Here is a 24,340-nt window from a genome sequence, read left to right on the forward strand (position 1 = left end):
GCGCCGATGAGCGCCCAGGCCTGCGCCCGGGGGCTCGAACGCGGATCAGTTCCGCAGCGGCTTGGCGTCGATCTGCATCCGATAGATCGTCGTCGGGAATTTCACCGCCGAGGCCTCGCCACCGTTCATCGCCGGCGTGCGGTTCATCTGCGCGGCCGGAATCCACAGGCCGCCCTGCTCGTCGATCCACATCGCGTCGACCCAGACCAGGCGCGGATCCTCCACGAGCGTGCTCATGCGCCCATCCGGGGCGATTTTGAGGATACGCAGCCCGTCCGTATCGCTGGCGTAGATCGTCCCGTCCGCGTCGATCGCGGTCCCGCCCGTGGCTACGGTGGCGGCGAACAGCGTCACGTGTTTGGCCCGCTCGGCGTCGGCCAGGCCGGCATCGTCCAGATAGCGGGTCTCGATGCTGTAGAGCGGGCCAGTGCAGGCCTGGTAATACAGGGTCTTGCCGTCGGGAGAGACTTCGAGCTGGTCGGCGTGGATGAACAGGAGCTTGCCTGTGTCGTCCCGCAAGGTGCGGCCCTGGCCGGTCAGCGGCCGCTGCGCGATGGTGGACCAGTGCCCGTCGAGCGCACGCCGCAAGGCGCCTGTATCGAGATCGAGCACGATCAGCCCAGGCTGGCCGGCATCCGTCAGGTAGACGTTGCGGCCGTTGAACCGGAAATCGTCGATGAAGCTCCGGTCGGTGGTTGCGGCTTGCAGCGGATAGACCCGGCGCACGGCGTTGGTGGCCAGGTCGATCTGCACGAGCTTCGGGCCGCCCGGGAGTGGCACCTCGCCCATGCCGGGTGCGCCCTTGTCGACCACCCAGAGGTCGCCGTCCGGTCCGATCCGGATCGCGTTGACCGCCACGAAGGCCTTGGCCGGGTCGTCACCGGGCTTCCACGCGTTCCAGCCCGCGTCGGGGAATGCCACCGGCTGACCGTCCCGCCATTCGCCGAGTTCAATGCCCTTGCCCTTCGACTGGCGCTGGAACGGCGAGAACAATCGGCCATCCTTCGACCGCGTGAACCCGTTGAAGACCAAGCTATCGGATTGCAGCATCGGCTTGAGCGTGTCGGACCCGTGCTGCGCGTCGGCGGCACGGCCGGGCAAGATCAGGCCTCCGACAATCAGAAGGGCGACGATCGAGGAGCGGATCATGCGGAGTCGGGCCTGATGTGCGGTAGCCGGGTCTCCTGCTGCAAGGCGCGAGGCGCCGCGGGTGTTCCTCGGCGGCGGCCGGAAACGGCAGCTTCCCCCGCCCGCACCAACCGGGCGGCCCTCTCATGACGACCTGCCCGGCCTCTCGCTTATCCAGAGGCGTGCGGCCGTCTTCCCATCGACGTTGATCCTCAGGGTTGCAGCGGGCACAGTGAGCGTAGATCAACGGGGCTTGAGACCGTGATAGGATCGGAGGCGCTCCATGAAGCGCCGCACCGTGTACCGGAAGGCGAAGGGCTGAACTGACGTGATCGCTCAATCTCTGCTTGCAGCCGCAGGTGTCTGCCTGGTCGCGGGGACAAGCCAGGCTGGCAGCGCCGGCGTCCGGGTCGCGCTGGCGAACCCCTCGTCCGTGAACTGCGCTAAACAGGGCGGTACGACGGAGATCCGGGACGGCGTCGGCGGCCAGATCGGATATTGTCGCTTTTCGGACGGTCGCATCTGCGAGGAATGGGCCCTGTTCCGGGACAACCTATGCAAGCCGCCGGCATGAGACCGGCACGCAATCGAGTCGGCGGCCCCTGGGCTCGTGAGACAACGGGATTCCCGACGTGACCGGCTCCCACACTGAACCCGACAAGGTGGCCGAGGTGGCCAGGCTCGCGACGGCGATCGCCGACCGCATCCTCGAGCAGAACGCGGCCGGGATCACGATCCCGCCGGAGCAGTTCACCATGCTGGTCAGGGCCGCCCGGATGCTTCTCGACAACGGGACGCCCTGGCCGCCGCCTGTGGAGCATGTGTTGATGGAGGTGGCCAAGCGTGTCGCGGAGGCTGAGGTTGCAGCCGACCTCGGCTCGACCGCGTCCGAGGGCGATGACGTCGTGGCGCACCTGACGCAAGCTCTCGATGCGACGAAGCGGCGTTAGGGAGGCGACCATGCGTATGGGGCGATCCAAGCATCGGCGACCCGAGCGTTCGACCCAGCCGCTCTCCGATCCGAAGGTCGTGGTCCTGAGGCCCCGAAGCCGTCGTCGTGGCGTCGATCTGGGATCGGAGGCGGCCAGGAAATTTGCGGTCTCGGCCGTGACCCTCACCATCATCGTGCTGGCCGGCGGGTACCTGCTGCGCGTGTGGCAACCGTAGCGGGGAATGCGGCGCCGAGGGTTCAGCGATCCTTAGCGTTGGCTGCGTAGCCAGATCTATCTCGGCGCGTGAAAATATTCGCCGAACCGTTGCGTTTCCAATCCATGATAAAGCGTGCGGCCAATGCGGCTATAGCCTGCTTCGTGGATGGGGATCCCAACCATGGCCGATGACCGCTCGGATCACCTCGACAATGCGAAGGATCGGTCTGTCATTCGCATCATCGCCATGATGCTGGCGATAGAGATGGCGTTCCTGCTTGCATCGCTCATGGTTCTGGATTGATCAGGAGCCTCCCCGCCACCCCGGGGCAAACGCCCGGGCGCGGGGCATCAAAAAGCCCGCACCGGCGAACCGGGCGGGCTGAAGATTGCTGATCCAGGACCATGGACCACAACGAATGTCGATTATCATAGTTAAAAAAGTCTAAACGCCAGATAAGGACAGTCTATTCGGCGAGTCTGGTCAAAGCGATCCACGACCCGCCGCGCCCATGATCTGGTTCCCTCGTCGCGTCGCTTTCGAGTGCGCGCGGTGGGCGGCGGGGGCCGCGGCGCGGAGCCGGTTCCGATCGCAAGACAACCGGGCTCGCCCTTCCGGCACCCGTGGGCACGTCGGATGTCGCGGGCGGGGTCGCTGACGCGTGGGGGCGCGGCCCGAGCGGGTCGCGTGGGATCTGGCACCATGCGAAGTGAAACGAGAGCCCCAGATGCTCGAAGCTTGGCTATAATCTTAACTGCATGTTTTATCTGTGATTGAGTGCTATTAACCACAATAAATAATTGCCAATGACCCCTCTGAAGGTCAATGTATTTACGTTGCGTAACTTGAGTATTGGCAATGGACTACGTAGGGATATGCTACTTTACTGAGGTCGGACGTTGCCTGTGCGCTCATGCGGCGGGCGGCGGCGGCAATTCCGGCGTGGCCGATCAGAACCCCGGTTTGTCCGCCGGCATTCTCCGCTTGCTTCCCGCCATTGCCCCGGTGACCGGTGCAGATCCGTCCTCCACGTCGCCCCCGGGCGCCGGGGGAAGCAGGACGATGTCCTTCACCGCCGCGCTCCGCGGTTCCGAAGACCCCGTCTTCGCGTTCAGCGCCGTCAGCGGGGCAGGGGCGGGTTGGGGAGCTGGAGGCGCCTCCGGCGGAGCGCCGTCGCCGGAGGTGAATGCCGGGCTCAGCGTGATCCTGGCCGCGGGGGCTGTGGCGTTCCTTCGCCGACGGCGTGCGCGGGCCTGAAACGCCGGCGACGAATGCTCTCGTCGTGCGTTGACGGCATCATCCAGCCTTGCTCATCCTCGAGCCTTGGCCATCCTCGAGCCTTGGCCATCCTCGAGCCTTGGCCATCCTCGAGCCTTGCCGGAGTGTCCGATGCTCATCCGATCCGCATTGCTTTTCGTGGCCCTGACGTCGGGCGCGCACGCCGCGGCGTTCGATGACGTGAAGGGGTATCTGGCGTCCTGCCTCAGGTTCGAGATGAAGGGCGCCGAGGCGCAACGCGGCGTGAACCCGGCCTCCAAAATCCGCCCTGCGCTGGAGCGGTGCGGTCCGGAGTTCGATCGCGTTGAGCGGGCGGACGGGCGGCGCCTACGCAGCGATGGCGGGATCAGCCCCTCGACCAAGGAGGTCATCCAGAGCGTCATCGGCCGAAGCGGAAACGGTTTCTCCAACGTCCGGTACTGACGATCCGGCCGGTTCCACGGTGGCCGGTGGGCTGGATCCGGCCACCGGGAATCCGGCGTCCCGCCCGGTCACGTTCGCCGCTGCGTGTCCGTTTTCGCCGTGTCGAACGCTTCATGCCCGGCGCGCTCGACCGGCGAGCGTGTGTCGCCCTGCTCGGCCACCCGCTTCGCCTCGTCGTTTCGCGGCGCACCGATGTCCCCGGGCTCGGAGGCGCCGAGGGAGCGTGGGCCTTGCGAGGTCCCGCGGACCGGCAGGTTCTCGTAGCCACGCTCCCCCGGCTCTGCCTGGGCGGGATCGGTCTCTGGGCGCTTCGGGTCGATCATGGTCGCGGCGCTCTTCGTATCGGCCTTCGGACGGGGTTGGGCGGCCGAGATCAGGTCGGCTGCACCTCGGTGTCCTTCACCTCGGGGTCGTCCTCTTCGGGCACGGTGGGCTTGGACGGCTCGATCTCGTCGAGGCGGGACGGATCCTCGATCAACGCGCCCGGATCCTCGCCGGGCATCGGGGTATCAGCCTGAATCATGGTGCGCGCCTCCGTTCTCGTAGCGCTACGCTCCATGAGCCCAGGCGTTCCCAGTTCGCATCAAGGGGGTACAAGCTGCATGTCGACGTTCGCCGAGCGAAAGGCACGCCTGATCGTTCACGGGGATGCGCCCTACAACGCGGAGCCACCGCTGGTCCGGCTGCGCGCCGCCTACCGTACGCCGGCGGATGCGTTCTACGTGCGCTCCCACGGAGATCTGCCGGCGATCGTCGGGGATGAGGCCCGCATCAGCGTCGACGGTGCGGTCCCGACGCCCCTCGATCTGTCGCTGCACGACGTGCAGTCGCACTTTCCGCACGTCGTCGTCACCGCGACGATGCAATGCGCGGGCAATCGCCGCGCCGACATGGGGGCGGTCGCACCGGTGTCCGGTGATCCGTGGGACGGCGGCGCCATCGGAACGGCCGACTGGACCGGAATCCGATTGGGGGATGTGCTGCGCGCGGCCGGGATCCAAGAGGGCGCGGCCCTGCATGTCGCGTTCGAGAGCCACGACATGGTCGAGGGGCATCCCTACGGCGTCTCGATTCCGCTCGCGAAGGCGCTGGCGCCGGAAACCCTGCTGGCCTTCGCCATGAACGGCGAGACGCTCCTGCCGGAGCACGGCTTCCCGCTGCGGGCCGTGGTGCCGGGTTACGCCGGGGTGCGGAGCCCGAAATGGCTCAAGCGCATCACGGTTCAGGACCACCCCTCCGACAACCCGATCCAGGCGAGCGATTACAAGCTGTTCCCGGCCGATGTGACCGCGGAGACGGCCGACCCGGCGAAGGGCCACACCATCAACACCATGCCGCTGAACGCGGTGATCTGCGAGCCGCTGCGCGGCGCCGCGTTGAGGGCCGGAACGACCAGAATCCGCGGCTACGCGGTGTCGGGTGACCGCGCCGTGGTGCGTGTCGACGTCTCCGGCGATGGTGGGCGATCCTGGGCCCAGGCCTCGCTCGAGCATGACGCCGCGTCGCCCTTCGCCTGGACGTTCTGGATCATCGACCTCGACCTGCCCTCCGGTGAGCGCACGTTGGTGGTACGGGCGTGGGACGAGGCTGGGCAGACACAGCCTGCCGACCCCGACGTGACCTGGAACTACAAGGGCTATCTCGGCACGGCATGGCACCGCGTGCCGGTGAGCGTCGCCTGAGGGCTGCCTGGCAGAGCGGTCGCCCGGGCATTCGGTGCGGGCGCGCCGGCCGTGCGTGAACGGGTGCGGCACGACGACTGGCGTGCTCGCAAGCGGGAGCCCGGTCAGGCTCGACCGCCGCGATCTGTGAGGAGATCAGGATCGCCGGAGGGGGCGGGCAGATCCCTGCCCGGCCTCAGGCCTCCTGGGTCTTCCGCGGCCGCCCGGCACGCTTCGGCTTCTCCGCAGCTGTCGGTGTGAGGTCCTCGGCCTTCGGGGCCGCCTTCTTGCGCTGCTGGCCGAGACCGAGGCTCCTCGCGAGGGCCGAGCGCTGTTCGGAGTAGCTCGCGGCCGTCGAGGGGTAGTCCCGCGGCAGGCCGTAGCGCTCCCGGTACTGCTCGATCGTCATCCCGTTGCCGTTGAGATGCCGCTTCAGCGTCTTGTACGGCTTGCCGTCGACGAAGCTGATCAGTGCATCGGGGGTGATCGACTTCCGGATTTGGGATGGGGTCGGCCTGTCGGCCGCCGGTGCCTCGGGGGCGCCGCTATGGGCAAGCCCCGCGAGCGCGGCGTGCGTGTTGGCGATCAAGCTGGCAATCTCGCCCGGCTGCAGGTGGTTGTTCGAGACGTAGGCGGAAACGAGACCCGCCGTCAGTTCGATGTAGTCGGGAGCCCCACGCTCGATCGTTTCGACGGTTTCGTCCACGGTGTGCACCTGTGCTTGAAGAATCGGCACAATGTGCTGTCGAACGTCACAAGGCAATGCGATAACGATTGTGCTGATTGTTTCTACAAGCATTCGCGGTGGATACGCTGCACGGCTCCGAAATCGGCGCCCTCCCGCTGTCGTCATCGCGCATGACGGTGAAACCGGGAGCCGGTTCGCGCGGATTGGAGGCCGCGCGCTGCGGGGCCCGCGCGGTGCGGGGCATTCCAAGCCCTATTGCCAAGCCCTGTTGCCGCTCGGGCCGACCGGCTCCGGTGACGGGGCGGCGTTGTCTTCGTGCCGGCTGGAGTTGCGCCCTTTCGCCGAACCGGTATCCACTGCGCGGGCGAGCGCTCTAACCAGCGCGACGCGCGCAACGGACGTAGGTCGAGGTGCCCATGGCGCTCGTCCAGGTCAGGCGATCGCCGTTCACCGCGATGCGGACCTGCGAGGACCAGCGGCGGTCGCGGGCGCCGCAATCGGCCGCCATGGCCCAGGCATTGCCGGTTCGATGAGCGCCGCGAAAGCTGCAGATGGTGTCGCCGGCCTGGGCCCGATCGGGCGTGAACGTCGCCGGGACGTAGCCCTTGCGGCGCGCGGGGGCGCTGCAGGCATCTGGAGTGGGCCCCCAGGTCCCGACATAGGCGAACCCGGCCGAGGCCGAACGGGGCGTCGCCGGCGGTGCGACCGGTTGCGTTGCGATGATCGGCGATGCGAGGGGCGCCCCGGCATCGGGTGCCGCAACGGCCCCGGCCGGCTCGGGTGCCGCAAGCGCCATCACAGGCCGGGACAGGTCATCGGGCTGAGCGATGAGCGGTTCCCCGACGGACTGAACCGATGACGTCTGGAGCGGGAGATCCGTGTCCAGATAGGCGCCGCAATAGGCGAACAGCCCGGCCCAACCGAGACCGAGCAGGATGTGCAGCACTGTACTCCGACGGCTCTCGGCGCTGGGGCCGGCGAGCGGTGCCGCCATAATGATCGCCCCCATGTCTCCCTCCCGCTCCGCTCTTCCCCAGGTTGCCTATGCCTCGGGGCGACATCTGCCGCTCTTCAGGAAGCGCGATTTCGCGTCCTGGACAGGCATGTGTCCGGTGTCGAAACGGCGGCGGTTCATTAACATTAATTAAATCGTTAATATTTCGTTAATGTACCAATATTGATTAGCCGCCACGGCTCCGTTGCCCGGAGCGGCGGTCGGCACCAGACCGCGCCCGCATGGATGCGGCGCGGCAAGCATCCGCCGGGTTACCGGGAATAGGGCTGTCGCATCAGGATGTGCCGCGGTCGTCGCCCTCGGGGCGGTGCATGATCCGGGCGGCCGGCCGCCAGAGGATTGCAGCGCCGATCGACCTGCCGGCGATCGCTTCGACATGCCGATCGGACGCGCCCTGCGCGCCGTTCTCCTTCACCGCGACACGCATCCGCTCCATCGTCTCAGGGTTTGATCGGTCGATCGCCGGCGCGCGCGCCGGATCGGCAGGGCACATCGTATGCCGATCGGGGTCCGGCCCATCTCTGGATGAGCATGCCGCAAAGAATCCGCGGATATGCTGTTTTCATATCCTATCGACGGCATGGTGCACCGGATATATGCCAGATTGAAGAAATCGATAAAATCGAATTCTTGGTGTTGCGAATTGGATACATCACGTTTGGTTTTTATTGATTACGTTCCTGCCCGTTCGGGGTATTTCGAGGGGCAAGAAGGGTCATGAAAAAGATTTCGGTCATTCTGACCGCGCTTACGGCGCTCACGGCAACAGCATCGGCAGCGGATCTACCGCGCCGAGCGGCCCCGCCCCCGGTCTTCACACCGGTGCCGGTGTTCACCTGGACGGGGGCGTATTTCGGTATCAATGCTGGGTATGGCTTCGATGCCAGCAGCCGGCAGGATAATCTCGGCGTCGGCATCGCCCCCGGGGCCAGCCCGCTGTTCCCGGCTGCCGGTGGCACGCTCATTGGCTTTTCGGGCCAGCGGTCCCAGGAAGGTTTCACCGGCGGCGGCCAGGTCGGCTACAACTATCAATTCACGCCGGGGTCGGGTGTCGTGATCGGCTTCGAGGCTGACGCCCAGTACGTCGACTTCGGCCGGGACCGGAACCGCAACTGCGTCTCCACCCCCGCGACCGGCACCTGCGGTGGCGGCGCCGCGCCCGGGACCCTGATCTTCAACCCGTCCGGTCTGGCGAGCCTGGACTTCTTCGGCACCGTGCGCGGCCGCCTGGGTTATGCCTTCGACCGGGTGCTCGTGTACGGCACCGGCGGGTTCGCCTACGGCGCGGGCGGCGGCCGTGATTTCGGCCTGCCGAACAGCAGCCGCGACGACTTCAAGACGGGTTGGACCGTCGGTGGCGGCTTCGAATACGCGCTGCCCACCGACTCGTTCCTGAACTTCTTCCGTTCGAGTGCCGTGACCTTCAAAGTCGAAGGTCTGTACGTCAACCTCGATCGCGGCAATCAGAACAACGGGATCTTCGCATCGAACGGGGTGACTTCACTGAGCGTCTTCAGCCCTGGCGTCGCCCTGGGCAACAGCGTCACCTTCGTGCCTGTCTCTCCGACCGTGCTGCGCCGTGACACGGAGTTTGCCGTCGTCCGCGCTGGCCTGAACTACAAGTTCGGCTCCTTCTAGAGCCATCGCCGCCGACGCGGATACCGGTTCGGCGTGAGCGAGCGCGTCGAATCCAAGACTCAGAGCCGCTGAACTCATCCCCCGGCGTGCGCGCCGGGAAACTCGGTGGGCGGAGCCTCGCTCTTCGCCCTGTGATTCGCCCACTCACCAGGGAGGCCCCGGACGTCACTCGACCTCGAGTCCCCAGTCCTATCAGCATGGTCGCGAGGTCGGCAGCGCCCCGGAAGCAACCGCTTCCGGGGCGTTCGCCATTGCGGCGGAGCGGTTCCTCGCCGCGACGGCGGTGGTGCGGGATACGCCGGCCGATTGTCGGGCTGGGCCGCCCGCCCCGTCTCGCTGGTCCGCATCGCGTGGCGGTTTGTCTCATCGCTCTTCCTGCGGGAAACTTGGGCTGAGCCGTCCGGTTCGCGGGATGGCACCTCAAGCGACCTCTGGCGCCTCGGTGTCCTCTCTCACGACCCGGAGCCTTCTCATGATGCACCGTCGCGAAGTCCTCACCACGATGCTGGGCGCCACGGCCGCCCTCGCAATCACGCGTACCGCTGTCGCCCAAGTCACCCCGTCCGGCGCGATCCCGTCGGGCGTCTACCTCCAGATGGCGACCACCGGCGGCCTGTTCTTGGAGAACACGGCCCGCGACGCGCACGAGAAGACCCGAAACCCGGCGCTCAAGAAGTTCTCCCGCGCCGAGGTGGTCGAACAGGTGAACCTGGCCCGCAAGATCAACGCCTACACCGGCGGCGTGGCGCCGGCGCCGAGCGCCGGTGCGCCGGTGGGTCCCGGCGGCCTCCTCGGCGGCCTCGTCGCTGCCCCGGTCGCCGTAGCAGGGGCGGCGGTCGGTACGGCCACGGGCGCGGCCGGCGGCCTGCTCGGGGTCGCCCCGCCACCGCAGGGGATGACGACCGACGCGCAGAAGGCGCAGATCCTGTCCCAGCTCACCGCGATGCCGCCGGGCCCGCAATACGACGCCACCTTCGTGGCGAACGCGCTGCAGGGCCACCGGGAAGCGCTCAACATTCACGGCTCCTACGCGCAGTCGGGTGAGGATCCCGGCCTGCGCCGCATCGCCCGCGGCGCGCTGCCTCTGATCAACCTGCACATCGCGCAGCTGACGCAGATGCAGGGCAGGATGAGCAATACCCAAGGCTGACGACCCGGATCCGAGCCTGCTCTCGCGGCCTTCGCCCACCGAGCGGGCAAACCGGCTCGCCCGGTGGGCGAAGGCGGCGGGAACGGTGTCGGCGCCCCTCGGTTTCCTTCCTATCCAGGGAGAAGCCGATGGGTGAGCCAGACCCCGTGAAACCCGGCGACGAGGCACCCCCCGACGCCCCCGGCACCGGCGAGAACCTGTGCCGCGAATGCAGCGGTTCCGGCAAGGTCGCGGGTGAGGCCTGCCCGGCTTGTGCGGGGACCGGTAAGGTCAGGACGGGTATCGGCGGCGGCTGAGAACGGCGCGGCCCACGCAGCGACGCCTCCGGCAGTCTGAGGACCGCCCGCCGCAGACCCGGCTACGCAGCGCGAACCGACCAGGGGCCGCCGCCCTGGCGGTCCGTGCGCCTGAGGGAAGACCCGTCGTCTGGGCAGGGCGGACCGGGTCTACGCGTGCCGCGCCTCATCGCCCCGTGTACCCGAGTGCGGCCGCGGCCTCCTTCAGGCGCCCGAACGCCGTCGCGTAGCGTTCTCGCAGAAAGGTGGCGTTCGGCAGGGTCCGGGAGGGGCAGAGATTGTCCTCGTTGTCGGACATCTTGATCAGGATCGCCGGAAGACTGCCCGCCGCGATCACCTGCGTGATCCGCTCGGAATAAGCCGTCCGTTCCTTCGGTTTCGTGAGGATCCCAACGGCCTCGATCACCTCCGGCGTGAACCCGGCCGCCCGCAGGTCCGCGGTGGAGCGCGGCGTATCCTCGAGCACGTCGTGAAGCAGGGCGGCCTGCATCACCACCATGGGGTCGATGTCGAGACCGTCCACCAGCCGGGCATGACCGGCCCGGGCCAGCGCAGCGTTGGCGACCCGCTCCAGGTGCCGCATGTAGGGCTGGCCACCCTTGTCGATCTGACCTGCGTGAGCCGTGAGCGCGAAGGTGTGGGCGTCGAAGATCGTCGGCACGCTATCTCCCCCAACGGATCCACCGGCACGCGTGCCGGATAGCGCATGGCGCGCGCCCGCACCGGCCCGTCGGTGGAGAACGACCCGAGCGGCGGTGGCGTTCGGGTCGTCGCGTGTCAGAGTTGGCCGCCGAAGCTGAGCAGGCCTCCGATCGCCGTGGTGCCCAGCGCCGTCGTCCGCACGGAGGCGGTCGCCGACACGGAGAGGCTGTTGCCGAGGCCGAACGCCAGGCCGGTACGCGCCTCGCCTCGGGTGCGGCGCAGGTCGGCCTTGTAGCCGAAGTCGCCGATGTAGTCGGCATGGGCCGTGAACCGCATCGTCGGCTTGCGGACAGCCTGCTCGATCTCGACCCCCGAGATCCAGCTGAGGCCCGTCGTCAGCGGCACCGAAACATCCGCGCCGAGAAAGGCGAGCGTGCTGCGGTAGACGATCCCGTCGTACTGTACGGGAAAGCTGACATTGGCTTCCGTGTAGCCCTGACGGGTGACGCGGCTGGTCCTGACCCCGCCATGCCAGCCCAGCACCAAATCCCCGAAGACCGGAAGGGACTGCCCGATCTCCAGCGTGCCCGCGAGGCCGCCGATCCGGGCGTTGCCGGTGCCGGCCTCCGTGGCGGTGGATTGCAGGCGGCGGACATCGGCGTGGTACTGGCTGGCCGCCAACGCGGTGCGCAGGTACCACGCACCCCCCGCGTAGGGTTGGCTCCAGTTGAGGAAGGCCCCCGCGCCGACAGCGTTGCGGTTGTCGTTGAACGCCGGTGACGGCAGGGCCCGGTAGGGCGCGTAGCTGAGATGGCCGCCGACCGTCAGGGTGTCGGTCAGGCCGTAACTCAGGGGTAGCGTCGAGAGCGTATCGGTGCTGCTGCCGTCGGAGACGATCCCCGCGCTGGCCGACCAGCAGAGACTCCCGCGGCTGCAGGACCAGGTCTGCTGCAGATAGGAGAGCGACTGGCGCTGGATCTCCAGAACCGAGAACGTGTCGTACCGCAGCCGGGCGATCGACCGGCGCGTGTTCGTGACATCGACGAGTTGAGTCCGAACGTCCGTGGACGGCGCGGAGGTCGTCGCGGTCTGGGCCGGGGCCGGAGCCTGGGCGGATGAGACCGTTGGAGCCGGTTCCGGGGTCGGTGCGGCGGGCTGCCCCTGAGCCGACGGGGTCGTCGGGGCGGCGACCTGCCCCGACGCCTGGGTGGAAACCTGCCCCGACGCCGGGGCGGAGGCCTGCCCCGACGCCGGGGTGGACGCCTGGACGGCTGCCCGGGCCTGGGGCTGGGTCTGCGGGGTCGAGGGCCCGCTGGCGGGCGTCCCCGGATAGGTGATCTTCCACAGGACGGCGTGGGGATCGCCCGAGTCGGTCTCGGAATAACCCGCCGCAACCCGGCCGTCGGCGGAAAGCGCCTGGACCTCGGACACGCCACCGCCATCGGACCTCAGGGTGCCGAGATCGGTCCTGCTGCGCCAGCCGTCGCCGAACCAGACGACGCCGTGCGCGAACCCCGAACTGGTGCTCGCCATGCCGCCGGCGACCCGCCCGTCGGCGGACAGGGCCCGCACCCAGGACGAGCCGCTGTTGTCGGCCCGGAGCGTGCCGAGATCGCGCTTCTCCGACCAGCGCGATCCGGACCAGAGCGCCGCATGGGTGTAGCCGGAATCGGTCGTGCCGCTGCCCGCCGCCACGGTGCCGTCGGCCGAGAGCGCCCGCACCACCGAGGTGCCCCGGTTGTCGGATTTCAACGTGCCGAGATCGGTCTTGGTCGTCCAGTTGGCGCCGGACCACAGGGTGGCGTGCGAATAGACGTCCACGCTGCGATCGGGAGCCGCATAGCCGCCGACCACGGACCCGTCCTTCGACAGGGCGTAGGCCCAGGACGTCCCGGTATTGTCGGACCGCAGGGTGCCGAGATCGGTCTTGGTCGTCCAGGTCCGCCCCGACCACAGCGCCGCATGGGTCGTCCCGGAATCGACGCTCGACTCGCCGGCTGCGACGCGCCCGTCATTGGACAGGGCGTAGACGCCGGATGTGCCCGACTGGTTCGACGTCAGGGTGCCCAGATCGGTCTTGGTCGCCCAATTGGTCCCCGACCATACGATGGCGTGCAGCCTCTGGTCGGCGTTCTCCGCGATGCCCGCGATGACGCCACCGTCCTTGGACACGGCATAGGCCTTCGCGGCGCCGGTGTTGTCGGCCCTCAAGGTGCCGAGATCCCGCTTCTGCGAGAGGTCCGAGCCCGACCAGGCCGCGGCGCGCATGTCGGCGCCCCGGTCGTCGGTATAGGCATCCCCGACGGCGACATGTCCGGTTGCGGAGAGGCCCCAGATCTCCGAAGCCCAGCCATTGTCGGCTTTGAGCGTGCCGAGATCCCTCTTCTCGCTGCTTCCGACCGTGGGGGCGGCCTGAACCTGCCTGCCCGTGCCGGTGGCAGGCACCGCGTTCTCGACGGTGATATGGGTGTCGTTGTCGAGTACGCGGTGGAGTTCGTCGGACGTCAGAGAAATGATACCAGCGTGTCGCGGCGAGAGCTGGTTGACGTCGGAGCCCGAGACGGGCGTGAAGGTCTTGAAATCTGTGGTCTTCACCAGCTGGAAGCCGCCATTCAGGTAATTGTCGTACATGACGATGTACCCGCTGCCATCGTTCAGGCGGTAAGCCTGCGGCCCTTCGACGGCGTTGCCGGTTCTCTGCACTTCATCCTGCGAGGGCATGATATAGCCCCAGGTCAGATGGTCGGACACGGCATGCTTGATGACCCGGAGCCGGGCCGTACTTCCCTGAGGCGATGACTCCGCCTTCATCAGCATATGATATTTGCCGTCTTGTTCGTTGATGTCGTAGTCGATGTAGCCGATCCCGTCCCGAGCATAGAAAAGCTGCCGCGGCGTCTCTGTCAGGGCTGTGAAATCTCGGTTGGTGTGGGCGTAATAGGCCTTGTAGGGATCGTTTGATCCGACGGTCAGATAGACCATGTTCCGGTCGGTCAACGGATTGTAGGCGACCTGCGGCGCCCAGGCGGCGTGGAGGCCGGGGAACAGATTTGGATACTGCTTTTCAAAATTGACGGTGGCGGATTTCCAATGAATGAGATCTGGAGATTGCATCAGGACGATGCCCCGGTTGCTTCCCCAACCCTTCCAGCTCTGCATATCGGTCGCGGTCATGATGAAATTGCCGTCCTGCCCACGGTAGATGTAGGGGTCGCGGAGGCCGCCCATCTCGCTGTGACTTGCGTCAATGACGGAATTGCCGTTGTTCAGTCTGTTGAAACGGCGGCCGTCCAGGCTGTAGGAGAACTTCAACGTCTCCTCCCAGGGCCGATTGCCGGTAAAATAGGTCAATAAATATCCGTCGTACGGCGGATACTCACCCGCCGCAAAGCTATGGCTGGGTGTGATCTGAAATAATATGGCCGTGGCAGCGATTTTTATTGGGTTTTTCATTGTGTATCCCCCCTATTTTTGTATTTTTATCAGTTCTTATTATTGATACGGCCTCCTGCCCGTCTCGCGGTTCCTGATGCGCGACGCGATCGGGTTGTCCGATAAGACGTTGGGTCAGATCACGGTGTGTCCGGTGATTGTTGGGCCAGACACCAAAGTTAATGCTGATATTTCTTGTGCAAGCCGCGCTCTTCGCGCAGTGTATTGTAAGAATTCACCAATAATGTAGAATAAGACGATGCCTCACGATGCAAGCATGGTGTTGATAGTCCGATGCGAAGCATGGGACGCATTAAATTTCCAACGCAACAACAAAGTGAACGTTTATCGCCAGCAGTATCAAGATGTTTGAGTTTTTGCGATATACATCAATTTGGATCTAAGACCGATCCAGCGCACATCACGACTTGCACTCGATCCCGATAGAAAAGATCAGACGTCTCCGCTCCGTGTGGCGAGCCTGCAAGCGACGGCGTGAAGGCGATCCCCCTGTTGCCGGTTTGTGACAGCGCTCCGGTGAGGACCACCGGTATGTCGACAAAACCTCCCGCGCCGGGGGCGCATGATCCCGACGATGTCCGGCTGATCGGCGTTGATGTCCGACGATCACCAGCCGCTTCCGAATGACCGCCCGCTCACCCCGCGCCGTTTCGCCTGCGGAATTCGGCAGGCGTGATGCCGACGTGGCGCACGAAGGCCCGGCGCAGGGTGTCGGCATTGGCGAAGCCCGTCAGGGCGGCGACCTGCTTGGGCGGAAGGCCCTCCGCCTCCAGCCAGCGCCGCGCCGCCGCGACGCGCGCCGCCTCGACCCAGTCGGCCGGCGTCACCCCGACCTCGCTCCGGAACAGGCGGGCGAAGTGCCGGGGGCTGAGGCCGGCCCGTCCGGCCAACAGGGCCACGCTGTGATCCTCGGCGGGCGCGGCCGCGATCCAGCGCTGGATTTCCTGGAGGATGGCCCGGCCTGACGGCTCGGTCGCGCCGCGACGGCTGAACTGCAACTGGCCGCCGGGGCGTTTGAAGAACATCACGAGCTGCGCTGCGACGCGCTTGGCGACGTCCCGGCCGAGATCCTCCTCGACGAGGGCGACGGCCAGGTCGAGGCCGGCGGTCACCCCGGCGGCGGTGCAGACCGGGCCGTCCCGGACCTGGATCGCGTCGGGCTCGACCCGGATCGCGGGGTAGCGCCGGGCCAGGGCGTCGGCGGCCGCCCAATGCGTGGTGATCCGGCGCCCGTCCAGCAGGCCGGCCTCGGCGAGGGCGAAGGCTCCGGTGCAGACCGACCCATAGCGCCGGGCCGCGGGTGCCGTGCGCCGCAGCCAGTCGAGAAAGGCGGCGGCCGGACGGCGATGGGGCGCGTCCGGCGATCCCGCCACCAGCAGCGTATCGAGGGTGCCGGCATCGGCCTCGAAGATAGTCCGATCCGCCAGCAGTCGCGCGCCCGACGAGGCCCGGATGACGGCGGTGTCGGTCGAGACGATCTCGGTGCGGTAGACACACCGCCCGGCCTGGACGTTCGCCTCCGCGAAGACGTCCAGCGGACCGGAGACGTCGAGCATCTGCACGCCCGGTCCCGCGGCGATCACCAGCCTCCGCTCCATAATGCCCCCCCGCGCGTCCGTCGCGGGCGTGATTTGTCCGTTTGGAACGTGTGCCGTCAACTTCGGACGCGAAGGGCGTGATCTAGTCTTTCCCAGTCAGCAAGGAGTGATGGCCATGGACCAACCCATCCGCGACGTCGCGATTCCCGACAGCACGCTTGCCCGGGCGGTGACCGAACGCGTCCGGGATACGGAATCGCCGCTGCTGTTCCACCATTCCAGCCGCGTCTATTACTTCGGCGCCCTGGCAGGGAAGCAGCGCGGCCTGCGCTACGATCCGGAGCTGCTCTATGTCGGGGCGATGTTCCACGACATGGGGCTGACCCCACAGCACAGCAGCGCGCAGGACCGCTTCGAGGTCGACGGCGCCAACGCGGCACGGGATTTTCTACGCGGGTACGGCATCGACCAGGCCGACATCGACACGGTGTGGACCGCCATCGCGCTGCACACCACGCCGGGCATCCCGCAGCACATGCACCCCGTGGTCGCGCTGGTCACCGCCGGGGTCGAGATGGACGTGCTCGGCCTGACCTACGCCGACTACAGCGACGCGGAGCGCTCGGCCGTGGTGCGGGCGCATCCGCGGACCCCGCATTTCAAGGAGGACATCATCCAGGCGTTCTACGAGGGGATCCGGCACAAGCCGGAGACGACCTTCGGCAACGTCAAGGCCGACGTCATTGCCGACAAGGAGCCGCATTTCCACGCCGGCAACTTTTGTCGCGTGATCCGCGAGTCGCCCTGGCGCGGATGAGGCTGCGGCTTGCCATCCAGCAAAACGGCAGAACCCCGGGCGCCAGGGGCACCCGGGGTTCTGCACGACCTGAGCGGCCGGTTTGATCGGGCTGGGCTGCCGAAGCGGCTCCCGGCCAAGACGACTTCCGGCCAAGACGGCTCCCGGCGTTGAGGCCGGGAGCGTCGCGGGTCCTAGTACGAGCCGAACTTGTAGTTCAGGCCGGCGCGGACGACGGCGAACTCGTCGTCGCGACGACCGATGGCGCTGTAGGCCACCGGGACGAGGTTGGCGGCGTTGACGACCAGGGCGCCCTGGTTGCGGTTGCCGCGCTCCAGGTTGACGTACAGACCTTCGATCTTGAACGTCACGGCCGAGGAGCGGAAGAAGTTCAGGAACGACTCGGTGGGGAGGGCGAACTCGACACCGCCGCCGACGGCGTAGCCGGTGCGGAAGCTGTCGTTGCCGGCGTAGCCGCCGAACGAGCGGTCGGCGCTGCCCGAGCCGTAGGCGAAGCCGCCGGTGCCGTACACGAGGGTGCGGTCGAAGGCGTAGCCGAGGCGGCCGCGCACGGTGCCGAAGTAGTCGAGGCTCGACAGGCCGCGCGGGTCGGTGACGTAGTAGCCCGGGGCGACGGCGCCGTTCACGAAGGCGTTGTTCCGGCTACGGCCGAAGTCGAGGTACTGGGCGTCGGCCTCGATGCCGACGACCACGCCCGAACCCGGGGTGAACTGGACGTTGTAGCCGATCTGCGCGCCGCCGGAGAAGCCGTCCTGGCTGCGGTTGCGGAAGGTGGCGGTGGTGCCGGGAACGGCGAACGGGGCCGGGACGCCGAAGGTGGAGTTGTTCGAGCGGCTGCTGGCGTCGAAGGCGTAGCCGGCGTTAAAACCCGCGTAGAAGCCGGTCCAGGTGAACACCGGTACCGGGGTGAACACGGGCGGCGGGGCGGCGCGGCGCGGCAGGTCGGCGGCCGAGGCGGCGCCGGTCAGGAGGGCCGTGGCGGCGCTCGCGAGAAGAAGCTTCTTGATCATCTGGTCCTCAATCTCCCGTTGATCGGGATGTGCCGGACGACAGGACGTGAGGACGGCCCGACGCGATAGTGCAGCTTTGCAACAGCGCCCGCCAAGGCTCCGAACCGGCGGTAGAAAACGTGCGCTGGCACACATCAAGGGCAGTCGAAGCCCCAGCATCTCGCATTATTGGGCCAGAGCTGCCGGCCGATAGAACTATTCCTCCACACTACGGAGGGCGGACGGTTGTTAACCTGCGGCAACATTCGCAGGTCGGCGCCCGGGGCCGCGTCCGCGGTCGCGTCGCCTGCAGATTGCACCGTGAAGCGGGCGGCGAGCACCCGGCCCCACGGATGGCCCCGCGCGGGGTCCGCCGGCGGTGCCCGTCACGCGCGGCGTGGACGATCCGGGTCGCGTCCCGTAGTTTCGAGGCATGTCAGAAGCCCATTTCCCGCCCGATCATGGGCTGGCGCGGGCAACCGACCGCCTGGCGGTTGCCCGTTCCATCGCGGACGTCGTGTCCATCCTGCGCGAGACGGCGCGGGACATCGTCGGCTCCGACGGGATCGCCGTTGTCCTGCGCGAGGGCGAGTTCTGCTTCTACGCCGCGGAGGACGCGATCGAGCCGCTCTGGTGTGGCCGCCGGTTCCCGCTCACCTCCTGCATCTCCGGCTGGGCGATGCTCAACGACCAGACCGCCGTGGTTCCGGATATCGAGGTCGATGCACGATTGCCGGCCGAGGCCTACCGCACCACGTCGATGCGCAGCCTCGTGATGGTGCCGATCGGATCACCCGAACCGAGCGCCGCGCTGGGTGCCTATTGGTGCGCCTCGGTGATCCCGGACGACGCGACGGTCTGTCGGATCGAGACGCTGGCTCAGCAGGCCGGGGCCGCGCTGGTCCGTCTGCGCGCGCCCTCGAATGCCGGGAGCCCGGTTTCCGCGCCGCCGCTCGCCCGCGAGGCGCGGCAGCCGCAGTGAGCCTCGGCCCGGGACGGGCCGCGCGGCGGCGTCGCAGCGCGGATCGATCGCCGGCCCCGCGCCGTTTCCCGCTGGTCTCAACTCGCCCGGACGCCGCAAGCCAGCCTCATGAAGCGCCTCATTCTCATCGGCATCTTCGTCGCCCTGTTCGCCGGGATCATCGCGATCGCCGGACGCTGGTCGATGGTCACGCCCATCAATCCTGCGGTGGCGCCCGACACCTCCGCGACCCCGAACCCCACCGGGCAGCGCAAATGATGTGGCGCTGACGCCCCGGCGGCGCCCTCACCGGCGCCCGCCCGCCTCCGCGCGGCCGCGGAGGGCGGCCAAAAGGCCGCCTTCGAAGAGCAGGGCGGAGCCGTAGTGGAACTCGATGTCGAACCGGCTGCGGGAATTCATCGCCAGGGATGCGCTTTGAAGCGCGATGAGGCGGCCAGCCTCGTCGAACAGGCCTGAGCCCGATCCGCCGTAGCCGTCGTTGCAATCATGGCGCGCGCGCCGGATCGCATCTTCGCTCGGCTGGTCGATCCGGCGGATCGCGCAGCGCTCCAGGCTGTTCGGGCCCCGATAATTGCCGTGGCCGGCCGGGGACACCATGGTCACCGGCAGGGCGATGTCCCCGATCGGCAGATCCGGCGGATCGGGCAGCGGCTGCGGGACGGCCTCGGCCGGCCGGGTCAGGCGCAGGATCGCCCAATCGTCGGTGATGTGCAGGCCGTCCGCCCCGGGGGCGGTTCCCAGCACCAGGCTGTCGGGCTCGAAATCGTAATTGCGGCCGCCGATCTGGAAGTAGCAATCCGCCACCGAGCGCGTGACCGCCAGGCGGCGGTCGCGGAAATTGTGGGCGTTCAGCACCACGGTCGACGGATCTCCAATCAGCCAGGCCGCCGCGGCCTTTTGCGGCACCCCGTCGCGGCTGCGGCACCACAGGATGCCGGCCCCCCTGAAGCGGTCGAAGTCGCCCCCGGTGAGGTCGCGGCGTCCGTCCTGCGGGTAGAGGGCTGCCAGCCGCCGAGACGGACCGGCCCGGTCCTGCAAACGGGGTCGCCTGCGGCTGTTCGGCCCGGGCCACACCGGCAAGCGCCAGTCCTGCCACGAGCAGCCCGATTCCGCACCGGCCCGGAGCCCGGCGGTCGGCCTTTCGGGCGACCGGCCTTTTGGCGGCAGACAGCGCTCTGGACCGTATCGAGCCCATCCGTCGGCCCCGAAAACTGGAGGCCGAGGGCAGGCCCGGCCGGGAACACTGTTGTGGGCAGGCACCGGGGCGCGGTCAAGCGGGCCGAACGTATTACGACCCTGCCCGGCGGCATTGCCAAATTATCCCGACAACAAATGTCAGCTTGCCTGAAGACATCATCGGGCATTGGCGCATAAAACTGAAAGGTGACAAGATCTTAATAAGCAGATCATAAAGGTCGAATGTCTCTAAGTCGCAAATAAAGCTGACTATCGATGCGACCGACCGCGATCGATCTTGCACTGCAACAATCAATAGCCGCGCAGCCTGACGGCGAGGCGGCCTGGCGAGGAGATGCATCCATGAGAAGGCTAGCGAGTTCCGTCTCGGCCCTGGCGATCCTGGCACTGGCGCCGGTCGGCCTTACGGGCGCGGCTTTCGCCAACGACAAGCTCATCGAGCAGTCGAAAAGCGGCGACAACTGGGTGATGCCCGGTAAGAACTACGACTCCGACAATTACAGCGACCTGACGCAGATCAACAAGACGAACGTCAAGCAGCTGAAGCCGGCCTGGACCTTCTCGACCGGCCTGCTCAACGGCCACGAGGGCGCGCCCCTGGTCGTCGACGGGAAGATGTACGTCCACACTTCGTTCCCCAACAACACCTTCGCGCTCGATCTCGACGATCCGGGCAAGATCCTGTGGCAGGACAAGCCGAAGCAGAACCCGGCCGCCCGGTCGGTCGCCTGCTGCGACCTCGTCAACCGCGGGCTGGCCTACTGGCCGGGCGACGGCAAGACGCCGGCGCTGATCCTGAAGACCCTGCTCGACGGCAACGTCATGGCGCTGAACGCGCAGACCGGCGAGACCGTCTGGAAGGTCGAGAACTCCGACATCAAGGTCGGCTCGACGCTGACGATCGCCCCCTACGTGGTGAAGGACAAGGTGATCATCGGCTCCTCGGGCGCCGAGCTCGGCGTGCGCGGCTACCTCACGGCCTACGACGTGAAGACAGGCGCCCAGGTCTGGCGGGCCTACGCGACCGGCCCGGACGAGGACCTGCTGCTCGCCAAGGACTTCAACATCAAGAACGCCCATTACGGCCAGAAGGGCCTGGGCACCTCCACCTGGGAGGGCGACGCCTGGAAGATCGGCGGCGGCACCAACTGGGGCTGGTACGCCTACGATCCGGGCACCAACATGATCTACTTCGGCACCGGCAACCCGGCGCCCTGGAACGAGACCATGCGTCCGGGCGACAACAAGTGGACGATGACGATCTTCGGCCGGGACGTGGACACCGGCGAGGCACATTTCGGCTACCAGAAGACGCCACACGACGAGTGGGACTATGCCGGCGTCAACGTGATGATGCTGTCCGAGCAGAAGGACAAGGACGGGAAGATGAGGAAGCTCCTCACCCACCCGGACCGCAACGGCATCGTCTACACCCTCGACCGCACGGACGGCTCGCTGGTCACGGCCAACAAGATCGACGACACCGTCAACGTGTTCAAGTCGGTGGACCTGAAGTCCGACACGCCGGTGCGCGACCCGGAATACGGCACCCGGATGGATCACCTCGCCAAGGACATCTGTCCCTCGGCGATGGGCTACCACAACCAGGGGCACGATTCCTACGACCCGAAGCGCCAAGCCTTCTACATGGGCATCAATCACATCTGCATGGATTGGGAGCCCTTCATGCTGCCCTACCGGGCCGGCCAGTTCTTCGTCGGCGCGACGCTGAACATGTATCCGGGTCCGAAGGGTGACCGGCAGAACTACGAAGGTCTTGGCCAGATCAAGAGCTACAACGCGATCACGGGCAAGTTCAACTGGGAGAAGATGGAGCGCTTCGCGGTCTGGGGCGGCACCACCGCCACCGCCGGGAGCCTCGTCCTGTACGGGACGCTCGACGGCTTCATCAAGGCCCGCGACTCCGACAACGGCGACCTGCTCTGGAAGTTCAAGCTGCCGTCCGGGGCGATCGGCTACCCGATCACCTACACCCACAAGGGCACCCAGTACGTCGCCATCTACTACGGCGTCGGCGGCTGGCCGGGCGTGGGCCTGGTGTTCGACCTGCAGGATCCGACCGCCGGCCTCGGCGCGGTCGGCGCCTTCAAGAAACTCGCCAACTACACCCAGATGGGCGGCGGCGTGGTGGTGTTCTCGCTGGACGGCAAGGGCCCCTACGACGACCCGAACGTCGGCGAGTACGCGCAGCACGCCGCAAAGTGAGCCGCGCCCCGTAGCGCGACCGCTCCGCCGCCCGCTCGGGGCGGCGGAGCCCCCGCCCGCCCAAGAGCGGCGGAGCCCCCGGCCCGCCCAAGACATGCATTGAGGGATCGAAACATGCCGCTCCTCGGCGGACTCCTTCGCGCGGCGACCTGCGCCGCGGCTCTGCTCGCCCTGGCGATCCCGGCCCAGAACGCCCGGGCTCAGGAATCCGAGGCCCAGGCCATCCAGTCCGCGCCCGGCAAGGCTCCGGTCGCGCCCAAGGCCGACCCGTCCATCCTGCGGATCTGCGCCTCCGAGAAGCAGCCGCCGCTGTCCCTGCGGGACGGCTCCGGGCTCGAGAACCGCGTCGCGGCCGCGGTGGCGGAGGCGATGGGGCGCAAGCCGGTGTTCGTCTGGCTCGACAAGCCGGCGATCTACCTGGTGCGCGACGGGCTGGAGAAGCGGACCTGCGACGTGGTGGTCGGGCTCGACAGCGACGACCCGCGGGTGCTGACCACCAAGCCCTATTACCGCAGCGGCTACGTCTTCATCACCCGCGCCGACAAGGACCTCGACGTAAAGTCATGGTCGGACCCGCGCCTCAAGACGGTCGACCACATGGTCGTCCCGCTGGGCTCGCCGGGCGAGGCGATGCTGAAGGATATCGGCCGCTACGAGGAGGACATGGCCTACCTCTACTCGCTGGTCGGCTTCCGGGCGCCGCGCAACCAGTACACGCAGATCGATCCGGCCCGCATCGTCAGCGAGGTCGCCAACGACAAGGCGGATGTGGGCGTCGCCTTCGCCCCCGACGTGGCCCGCTACGTCAAGGACTCGACCGTGCCCCTGCGCATGACGCTCGTGCCCAACGACACGGTGAGCAGCGACGGCCGCAAGATGCCGCAGAGCTTCGACCAGTCCATGGGCGTGCGCCGGGACGACACGGCGCTCCGCGACGCCCTCGACGCCGCCATCGTCGCGGCCAAGCCCCGGATCGACGCGATCCTGAAGCAGGACGGCGTGCCGGTGGCCACCAACTGACCCTCGCCGCGCGGCCGGCGAGCGAGCGCCGCGCGACCCAGTCCCCGTGAAGCGAATGTGAGATGACGAAGACTCCACGTATCCGGTTGATGATCCTGGCCGGCGCCGCCTCGGCGCTCTGCGCGGCCGCCGTGATGGCCCAGCCGCAATCGGGGCCGCAATCCGGCCTGATCTTCCGCAATACCATCACCGGGGAGCCGCTCGACCTCGCCGAGGGCAAGCCGGGCGGGCGCGATACCAAGGCGGTCCAGACCTTCTTCCAGAATGGGAAGAACCTGTACATCGACGACAAGGCGTGCCTGCGCAACGGCGAGAGCCTGTACCTGACCTCCTGCTCCGGCTGCCATGGCCATCTCGCCGAGGGCAAGGTCGGGCCCGGCCTCAACGACAATTACTGGACCTATCCCGCCAACACCGAAGATACCGGCCTGTTCGCGACGATCTGGGGCGGCGCCAACGGCATGATGGGCCCGCACAACGAGGACCTGAACCCCGACGAGGCGCTGCAGGTCATCGCGTGGATCCGGCATCTCTATACCGGCCCGGTCCAGGATGCCGCCTGGCTGACCGACGAGCAGAAGAAACACTACACGCCTTTCAAGGAAGGCGAGACTTTCGCAAAGGACGCCCCCGGCCAGTGCAAGCCGCTGGAGTGAGCGTCCGCGCGGAGCAGCGCCCGGCCGAGCCGGCGCCAAAGAACGGCCCATCGGGCCGCCCTGGGAGCGAACGCAAGGAGTCGACGATGCGCAACAGAATCATGATCACCGCCGCGATGGTGGCCGCGGGGGCGTTCAGTGCCCTGCCGGCGCTGGCCTATGACGGGCAGACCTGCAAGGCGCCGGGCAATTGCTGGGAGCCGAAGCCCGGCTTCCCCGAGAAGGTCGCGGGATCGAAGTACGACCCGAAGCACGACCCCAAGGAAATCGGCAAGCAGGCGGAATCCATCAAGCAGATGGATGAGCGCAACCGCAAGCGCATCGAGAACGCCAAGAAGACCGGCAAGTTCGAGTACGACGTCAGCAAGATCTTTGCGAACTGAGCCGCGACGAT

General features: G+C 67.3%; 27 protein-coding genes. 16 read left to right on the top strand and 11 right to left on the bottom strand.

The genetic code is table 11. From position 1 onward, the window contains the following. Positions 1-45 precede the first annotated feature (45 nt). Positions 46-1,149: an SMP-30/gluconolactonase/LRE family protein gene (locus ACYQPG_RS04425; RefSeq protein WP_246692683.1), complete on the bottom strand. Its 1,104-nt coding sequence runs from the start codon at positions 1,147-1,149 to the stop codon at positions 46-48. Between the two features lie 307 nt (positions 1,150-1,456). Between ACYQPG_RS04425 and ACYQPG_RS04430 the strand changes: the two genes are divergently transcribed. The 5 genes from ACYQPG_RS04430 (at position 1,457) to ACYQPG_RS04450 (ending at position 3,978) form a co-directional block, all read left to right on the top strand. Further along, the gene (locus ACYQPG_RS04430) at positions 1,457-1,702 is read left to right on the top strand and encodes a putative hemolysin (protein WP_147909628.1); all 246 of its coding nucleotides are present in this window, start codon (positions 1,457-1,459) and stop codon (positions 1,700-1,702) included. A 58-nt stretch (positions 1,703-1,760) separates the two neighbouring features. Beyond that, on the top strand, positions 1,761-2,078 hold the full coding sequence (locus tag ACYQPG_RS04435) for a hypothetical protein (RefSeq protein WP_147909627.1): 318 nt from the start codon (positions 1,761-1,763) through the stop codon (positions 2,076-2,078). Positions 2,079-2,088: 10 nt separating this feature from the next. Then, positions 2,089-2,295, top strand: coding sequence for a hypothetical protein (locus ACYQPG_RS04440; protein WP_147939115.1), 207 nt, complete (start codon positions 2,089-2,091; stop codon positions 2,293-2,295). 162 nt (positions 2,296-2,457) lie between these two features. Next, positions 2,458-2,580, top strand: coding sequence for a hypothetical protein (locus ACYQPG_RS04445; protein WP_281407058.1), 123 nt, complete (start codon positions 2,458-2,460; stop codon positions 2,578-2,580). A 1,113-nt stretch (positions 2,581-3,693) separates the two neighbouring features. Beyond that, entirely contained in the window at positions 3,694-3,978 is a 285-nt protein-coding gene (locus tag ACYQPG_RS04450; RefSeq protein ID WP_461230370.1) for a hypothetical protein, read from the top strand. Positions 3,979-4,046: 68 nt separating this feature from the next. Here the strand turns inward: ACYQPG_RS04450 and ACYQPG_RS04455 are convergent, their stop codons facing one another. Continuing rightward, on the bottom strand, positions 4,047-4,301 hold the full coding sequence (locus tag ACYQPG_RS04455; RefSeq protein WP_147939117.1) for a hypothetical protein: 255 nt from the start codon (positions 4,299-4,301) through the stop codon (positions 4,047-4,049). Positions 4,302-4,351: 50 nt separating this feature from the next. After that, a complete protein-coding gene (locus ACYQPG_RS04460; protein WP_419828802.1) occupies positions 4,352-4,501 on the bottom strand; it encodes a hypothetical protein in 150 nt (49 codons plus the stop codon). A 79-nt stretch (positions 4,502-4,580) separates the two neighbouring features. Here ACYQPG_RS04460 and ACYQPG_RS04465 point away from each other — a divergent pair, with 79 nt between their 5' ends. Beyond that, positions 4,581-5,660 (top strand): molybdopterin-dependent oxidoreductase, encoded by a 1,080-nt coding sequence (locus ACYQPG_RS04465; protein ID WP_461230371.1) that lies wholly within the window; start codon positions 4,581-4,583, stop codon positions 5,658-5,660. A 175-nt stretch (positions 5,661-5,835) separates the two neighbouring features. Here the strand turns inward: ACYQPG_RS04465 and ACYQPG_RS04470 are convergent, their stop codons facing one another. The 3 genes from ACYQPG_RS04470 to ACYQPG_RS04480 form a co-directional block, all read right to left on the bottom strand. Next, positions 5,836-6,345 carry a Ros/MucR family transcriptional regulator gene (locus tag ACYQPG_RS04470; RefSeq protein WP_461230372.1) on the bottom strand — a complete coding sequence of 170 codons (510 nt, stop codon included), beginning with the start codon at positions 6,343-6,345 and terminating at the stop codon, positions 5,836-5,838. 355 nt (positions 6,346-6,700) lie between these two features. Then, positions 6,701-7,336: a peptidase inhibitor family I36 protein gene (locus ACYQPG_RS04475; protein WP_461230374.1), complete on the bottom strand. Its 636-nt coding sequence runs from the start codon at positions 7,334-7,336 to the stop codon at positions 6,701-6,703. A 280-nt stretch (positions 7,337-7,616) separates the two neighbouring features. Further along, positions 7,617-7,769 carry a hypothetical protein gene (locus ACYQPG_RS04480; protein ID WP_187193504.1) on the bottom strand — a complete coding sequence of 51 codons (153 nt, stop codon included), beginning with the start codon at positions 7,767-7,769 and terminating at the stop codon, positions 7,617-7,619. A gap of 290 nt (positions 7,770-8,059) precedes the next feature. Here ACYQPG_RS04480 and ACYQPG_RS04485 point away from each other — a divergent pair, with 290 nt between their 5' ends. The 3 genes from ACYQPG_RS04485 (at position 8,060) to ACYQPG_RS04495 (ending at position 10,426) form a co-directional block, all read left to right on the top strand. After that, complete coding sequence (locus ACYQPG_RS04485; RefSeq protein WP_147909621.1) at positions 8,060-8,980, top strand: outer membrane protein; 921 nt, start codon at positions 8,060-8,062, stop codon at positions 8,978-8,980. A 475-nt stretch (positions 8,981-9,455) separates the two neighbouring features. Further along, positions 9,456-10,130 carry a DUF4142 domain-containing protein gene (locus ACYQPG_RS04490; RefSeq protein WP_461232417.1) on the top strand — a complete coding sequence of 225 codons (675 nt, stop codon included), beginning with the start codon at positions 9,456-9,458 and terminating at the stop codon, positions 10,128-10,130. 128 nt (positions 10,131-10,258) lie between these two features. Then, the gene (locus tag ACYQPG_RS04495; protein ID WP_187193505.1) at positions 10,259-10,426 is read left to right on the top strand and encodes a hypothetical protein; all 168 of its coding nucleotides are present in this window, start codon (positions 10,259-10,261) and stop codon (positions 10,424-10,426) included. A gap of 166 nt (positions 10,427-10,592) precedes the next feature. On the opposite strand, the gene ACYQPG_RS04500 is transcribed toward ACYQPG_RS04495, so the two are convergent. The 3 genes from ACYQPG_RS04500 to ACYQPG_RS04510 all read right to left on the bottom strand — a co-directional run bounded on the left by ACYQPG_RS04500 (position 10,593) and on the right by ACYQPG_RS04510 (position 16,119). Continuing rightward, entirely contained in the window at positions 10,593-11,087 is a 495-nt protein-coding gene (locus tag ACYQPG_RS04500; RefSeq protein WP_419828807.1) for a phosphohydrolase, read from the bottom strand. Between the two features lie 116 nt (positions 11,088-11,203). Then, complete coding sequence (locus ACYQPG_RS04505) at positions 11,204-14,419, bottom strand: autotransporter domain-containing protein (protein ID WP_461230375.1); 3,216 nt, start codon at positions 14,417-14,419, stop codon at positions 11,204-11,206. A gap of 737 nt (positions 14,420-15,156) precedes the next feature. Continuing rightward, entirely contained in the window at positions 15,157-16,119 is a 963-nt protein-coding gene (locus tag ACYQPG_RS04510) for a GlxA family transcriptional regulator (RefSeq protein WP_147939122.1), read from the bottom strand. A gap of 115 nt (positions 16,120-16,234) precedes the next feature. Here ACYQPG_RS04510 and ACYQPG_RS04515 point away from each other — a divergent pair, with 115 nt between their 5' ends. Further along, entirely contained in the window at positions 16,235-16,876 is a 642-nt protein-coding gene (locus tag ACYQPG_RS04515) for an HD domain-containing protein (protein WP_147909617.1), read from the top strand. 173 nt (positions 16,877-17,049) lie between these two features. Here the strand turns inward: ACYQPG_RS04515 and ACYQPG_RS04520 are convergent, their stop codons facing one another. Further along, positions 17,050-17,886, bottom strand: a complete 837-nt coding sequence (locus ACYQPG_RS04520) for an outer membrane protein (RefSeq protein WP_147897873.1) — start codon at positions 17,884-17,886, stop codon at positions 17,050-17,052. 412 nt (positions 17,887-18,298) lie between these two features. On the opposite strand from ACYQPG_RS04520, the gene ACYQPG_RS04525 reads away from it, so the two are divergent. After that, complete coding sequence (locus ACYQPG_RS04525) at positions 18,299-18,847, top strand: GAF domain-containing protein (RefSeq protein WP_461230376.1); 549 nt, start codon at positions 18,299-18,301, stop codon at positions 18,845-18,847. 108 nt (positions 18,848-18,955) lie between these two features. Beyond that, positions 18,956-19,105, top strand: a complete 150-nt coding sequence (locus ACYQPG_RS04530) for a hypothetical protein (protein ID WP_187193506.1) — start codon at positions 18,956-18,958, stop codon at positions 19,103-19,105. A gap of 27 nt (positions 19,106-19,132) precedes the next feature. Here the strand turns inward: ACYQPG_RS04530 and ACYQPG_RS04535 are convergent, their stop codons facing one another. Continuing rightward, positions 19,133-19,885, bottom strand: a complete 753-nt coding sequence (locus ACYQPG_RS04535) for a trypsin-like peptidase domain-containing protein (protein WP_461230377.1) — start codon at positions 19,883-19,885, stop codon at positions 19,133-19,135. 501 nt (positions 19,886-20,386) lie between these two features. On the opposite strand from ACYQPG_RS04535, the gene ACYQPG_RS04540 reads away from it, so the two are divergent. The 4 genes from ACYQPG_RS04540 (at position 20,387) to ACYQPG_RS04555 (ending at position 24,329) form a co-directional block, all read left to right on the top strand. Then, positions 20,387-22,270: a methanol/ethanol family PQQ-dependent dehydrogenase gene (locus ACYQPG_RS04540; protein WP_461230378.1), complete on the top strand. Its 1,884-nt coding sequence runs from the start codon at positions 20,387-20,389 to the stop codon at positions 22,268-22,270. 114 nt (positions 22,271-22,384) lie between these two features. Further along, the gene (gene moxJ, locus ACYQPG_RS04545) at positions 22,385-23,290 is read left to right on the top strand and encodes a methanol oxidation system protein MoxJ (RefSeq protein ID WP_147939954.1); all 906 of its coding nucleotides are present in this window, start codon (positions 22,385-22,387) and stop codon (positions 23,288-23,290) included. 62 nt (positions 23,291-23,352) lie between these two features. Beyond that, entirely contained in the window at positions 23,353-23,946 is a 594-nt protein-coding gene (moxG, locus tag ACYQPG_RS04550; RefSeq protein WP_419828810.1) for a cytochrome c(L), periplasmic, read from the top strand. An 86-nt stretch (positions 23,947-24,032) separates the two neighbouring features. Beyond that, the gene (locus ACYQPG_RS04555; RefSeq protein ID WP_461230379.1) at positions 24,033-24,329 is read left to right on the top strand and encodes a methanol dehydrogenase [cytochrome c] subunit; all 297 of its coding nucleotides are present in this window, start codon (positions 24,033-24,035) and stop codon (positions 24,327-24,329) included. Positions 24,330-24,340: the final 11 nt, after the last annotated feature.

The sequence above is a fragment of the Methylobacterium sp. CM6246 genome (assembly GCF_054818005.1).